The sequence below is a fragment of the Methanosphaera sp. genome (genome assembly GCF_016282985.1).
In the GTDB taxonomy this organism is placed as follows: Archaea; Methanobacteriota; Methanobacteria; order Methanobacteriales; family Methanobacteriaceae; genus Methanosphaera.
Genome location: NZ_JAEELZ010000033.1, coordinates 1 through 4665, shown reverse-complemented (window position 1 = coordinate 4665; position 4665 = coordinate 1). Strand labels below are relative to the sequence as shown.

Genomic DNA, 4665 nt, shown 5'->3' with positions numbered 1-4665 from the left:
ATAATAAGGTAGTTTCTGTTAAAGCTAAGTTCGTTGATAACAATAACAAAGCAATCATATACGATTCTTACATGTCTGCTAAAATAGATGGTAAAACAATACGTGATTTAAACAATAACACTATGATTTTCAACTTTACCGGTGGTGTAATTAACTTTAATTTCACACTAACAGCAAATTATAGAAAAGGAAATCATACATTTACTTTCGTTATTCCAGAACTTAGAGCTCATCTTAGTGTAAGACAAAATGTTACTATGAAAATATAAGTCTTACCCCTTTAATCCCCTTTTAAAAAAAGCTAGTTTTGATAAAATAATTATTTAAAAAAAAGTATTAGAAGAATAATTATTCTTCCTTAGGTAAAAGAGATGTTGATATACCCGATGCTAATGCTATTTTAATTAAGTCTCCAACAATAAAAGGAACTACACCCATGAATAATAATTCAGGAATACTTAATGCTGAACCTGTTTTCACAAGCATTGCATTGTATAATCCAATTAAACCCGGAACATATATGCATATAAAGTTTGCAATTAACATCAATATTACAGTTTGTAATGGTTTTCTGGCATTTACATAATGATCAAAGACATATCCAATAAATGCTGCTGCAATTATAAATCCAATGATATATCCACCACTAGCAGCAAAGATAAATGATAATCCATGATTCATATTAGTAAACCAAGGCATCCCCATAATACCTAGTACAGTATATAAAATCATACTGAAAGATCCGTATTTACCTCCCAATAATGTTCCTGCAATTAAAACTGCAAATGTTTGGAAAGTAATTAGGACAGGACTCCATGGTACTGCAATTGAAACTTGTGCCATTAAACCAGTGAAACATGCAAAAACAAAAGATAATATAACCATTGTTAATGTACTTGCATTGTTTCTCCAGTTATACCAAGAGTATTGCATTTCATGAAGTTTATTGATATTTTGTGTTATCATAATTAAACCTCAAATTTAATTAATTAAGTTTATTCTTTGCATTTTTTTTCATTTTCTTTATACTTTAATTGTTTCCAATACAAAGAATTAATAATTTACATTAGAGTAAATACAATATAATATTTGTTTTAAAAGACATATATCTTTTTGTATTTTTATAATTCAAGATAGATAAAATAGTAATTTTACAAATACTATGATAAAAATCATTATATAAGCAGATAAATTAATAAAAATAAAATACATTGTTTAAAATAACATATCCATAATTTTAACAATAGAAAAAATAAAAAAAGAAAAAATAAAAAATTAGAACAACAAAAGATATCAAATAAAGAATAGTAGATAATATTAAACGATGATTTAATAAAAAAAATAATCAAATAATAATGATAAAAAATAATAATTTACAACATGCAACTAAATTAACAAATAATTTAAAATAACATGTATATCAAAAAAAGAAAAAAAGGATTAACTATAAGTTAACCCCAACATCCAATTGTTCGGTAAGTTCCTTGTACCTATTACGTATGGTTACCTCAGTAACTCCGGCAATATCTGCAACATCACGCTGAGTTTTACGTTCTCCAAGAAGAACACTTGCAATATACAATGCAGCAGCAGCTACACCAGTAGGTCCACGTCCACTGGTTAGACCATTATCCATAGCCTGATTAATAATTTCAATAGCTTTAGATTGAACTACACCAGAAAGATTTAATTCACTAGCAAATCTAGGAACATAATCAATTGGACTGGTAGGAGGTAACCTTATGTGTAATTCCCTGGTAAGGAATCTGTAAGTTCTACCAACCTCTTTCTTACTTACTCTTGAAACATCAGCAATTTCATCCAATGTTCTAGGAACTTTACATCTACGACAAGCAGCATACAACGAAGCAGCCACTACACCTTCAATACTACGTCCCCGGATAAGTTTATTTTCAACTGCATTTCTGTAAACAACAGAAGCAGACTCACGTACACTTCTAGGAAGTCCAAGTCTTGAAGAGTCACGATCAAGTTCACTTAAAGCAAACGCAAGGTTACGTTCTGTAGCACCGCTAATCCTAATTTTACGCTGCCATTTTCTTAACCTGTACCATTGTGCTCTATTTCTAGCTGGAATATCCCGACCATAAATATCCTTGTTTCTCCAGTCAATCATGGTGGATAAACCCTTATCGTGAATAGTATAAGTGATTGGGGCACCTACACGAGTACGTTTATCCCTTTGCTCATGGTCAAATGCTCTCCATTCAGGACCCATATCCACAATGTTATCATCAATTACCAAACCACAAGAACCACAAACAACTTCACCACGTTCATGGTCATTGATAAGTTTGGTGGAACCACATTCAGGACAAATGGTTTCCTGTTTTTCCATCTCTGCAACATCTTCCTTCATTTGTTCCTTTTCAGATATGCCTGAAGTATTTTCCAATTCACGTTCCAATTCTTCAGAATCTGTTGTGTCGATTTTGATAATTTCATCAACATCCAAATCAGAATTGGACATCAATTCAATATCAGTATCTTCTTCGAGGATAACATCCGCATCTATAGCATCAGACATGAAGTCACCTAAATCATCCCCGGAGGATTCATCATCGACATCATCTTTGTCATCTTTGAAATTATCCATTATTTCAAGTAAAGGATTTGGTTGCTTTTTAGGATTCTTGGAATTTTCATCAGAGTCTCCTTTATCTTCCTTCTTCTTACGTGGTCTACCAGGACCTCTTTTCTTAGGAGTTTCATTATCATCAGTTGATGAATCGGATTTAGTCTTAGCAGATCCACTTTTACGTGGCCTTCCAGGTTTTCTTTTCTTAGGAGCTTCCTCTTCAGTGCTTGCCTTATTTTTGCTTTTAGGTGGTCTTCCAGGACCCCGTTTTTTAGGAGGTTCTTCTTTTTCTAGAATTGTTGTAGTATGTTTATCATCTTCAATCAAGTCTTCAGAAGATACTTTTTTAGATTTTTTTGGTCTGCCAGGCCCTCTTTTAGATTTTGCAACTTTTTTAGTAGTAGTAACTGGCTCTTTTTCTTCAATTTTAGGAGTTTCTTCTTCAGAAATATCAACTTTAGATTCATTTGAAGTTTTGTTTTTTACTGCTTTAGTTTCTGTAGATTTGGTTGATTTAGTTGATTTAGTTGATTTGGTTGATTTTGTAGATTTTGCTTTAGTAGATTTTGATTTAGTTGTTTTTGATTTAGTATCTGCTTTTTTTGGTCGTGCGTCTTTAACACTTTTCCTTGGTCTACCTAATCGTTTTTTTCTTTTTAGAATACCTGCCATTCCTTTTCCTCCTTTTTTTATTTTGCGGTGAAAGATATACTACATCCCCCGGACTAGCTTTTTTAAATTTATTACTGGTTTTAATAGAGATATATGGTTTTTTTGTACTGCCAAATATATCATTAATTCTACCAATTGGATCTCTTTTACTGTTAACCAAGAGCGAACCAATCCGTGGAGTTTTATTTGAAGGTACAATTAATTTATTTGTACTTGTAATGTGACTAATTATACCTAATTCATTTAATTTAGTTTTATTACTCGACATTTTATTATATTAATTTTATAAATATTTTAATTAAAATAAACACTTATTAAAATTACCAATTAGATAATCATTGCTTCAAAATTAGTTATTTCATGTTTTGGAGTTCAATGTTCATTATTCTGGTGATTATTTTAACAAATATTTTTGAAACCTCTATTATTTTAATAGTGATTTAATGCTTTTATATATATTTAACTATAATTTATACTAATAAATATAATTGACTTAATATAAATACTTTTGGATATCTTTATATACTAATTAAAAAAACACATATAAAACTATCTATAAAAAAAGAAAAAATAATTAAAAAAAAATATAAAAAAATTAAAAACCAATAATATCATCCATACGCTGATGATCATCCACTAATCTTTTAACAACTGTTGATTCAAATTTTTTAATACGATTCAACTCTTCAAGAACCTCATCTAATTTATCCTGAGGAACTACAACAACACCATCGATATCACCAATTAAAAAATCACCAGTTTTAATAACCAAATCACCAACAAGCAAGGTTCCCTCCAAAGTTCCATTATTTAAAGGTAAACCAGCTCTAGATTGAATTGATTGAGAGAAAATAGGAAAATCCAAATCAAGAATATCTTCAGTATCCCTGGAAGAACCAATAATCACTGTTGCTTGAAGACCAAATTCTTTAGCAGCACAGGTAGCGATACCACCCCAAATAGCATAATCATTATCAGAACACTTGATAAGTAAAATTTCATCATTTTCACAAGTATAAATTGCTTTAATACCAGTTCCCCAATCTTTTGAACTGGTTTCAGCTGTTCTAACAAAACCTGCTATTTTATGCTTGGAATTTATGGGTTTTACACCCTTAAGTAATCCAGAATAAGAATATAAATTTTTTAAAGCATCGGAAACATTATCACTACTAACCTTTTCAAGAATATTTTCCAAAGTTACTTCAGGAACCGTTTCATCCTTTTCATCCACAGGAGATTTATTAAAATTCAAAACGCTCTTTGGAGTAATTTTACCATTAGACATAAATATCAAATCCAAAAAAAATATTTAAAAAAAATAAAAATAATTAATCTTGAGGTGTTGTAACTTCTTCGACTAATTTTCTACCGGCAACGACCTCATCAACACT

The 4665-nt window shown here is 30.2% G+C and carries 5 protein-coding genes; 1 reads left to right on the top strand and 4 read right to left on the bottom strand.

Features of this window, described 5'->3' with window-relative positions:
- A partial coding sequence (locus QZZ11_RS01655; RefSeq protein ID WP_292472949.1) for a hypothetical protein occupies positions 1-269 on the top strand: 269 nt, incomplete at its 5' end.
- Between the two features lie 79 nt (positions 270-348).
- Here the strand turns inward: QZZ11_RS01655 and QZZ11_RS01650 are convergent.
- From QZZ11_RS01650 to QZZ11_RS01635, 4 genes are all read right to left on the bottom strand, one after another.
- Positions 349-966, bottom strand: a complete 618-nt coding sequence (locus tag QZZ11_RS01650) for a biotin transporter BioY (protein WP_292472947.1) — start codon at positions 964-966, stop codon at positions 349-351.
- Positions 967-1444: 478 nt separating this feature from the next.
- A complete protein-coding gene (locus QZZ11_RS01645; RefSeq protein ID WP_292472951.1) occupies positions 1445-2380 on the bottom strand; it encodes a transcription initiation factor IIB in 936 nt (311 codons plus the stop codon).
- Between the two features lie 853 nt (positions 2381-3233).
- Positions 3234-3539, bottom strand: coding sequence for a Gar1/Naf1 family protein (locus QZZ11_RS01640; RefSeq protein WP_292472945.1), 306 nt, complete (start codon positions 3537-3539; stop codon positions 3234-3236).
- A 327-nt stretch (positions 3540-3866) separates the two neighbouring features.
- Entirely contained in the window at positions 3867-4559 is a 693-nt protein-coding gene (locus QZZ11_RS01635) for an RraA family protein (RefSeq protein ID WP_292472943.1), read from the bottom strand.
- Positions 4560-4665 lie beyond the last annotated feature (106 nt).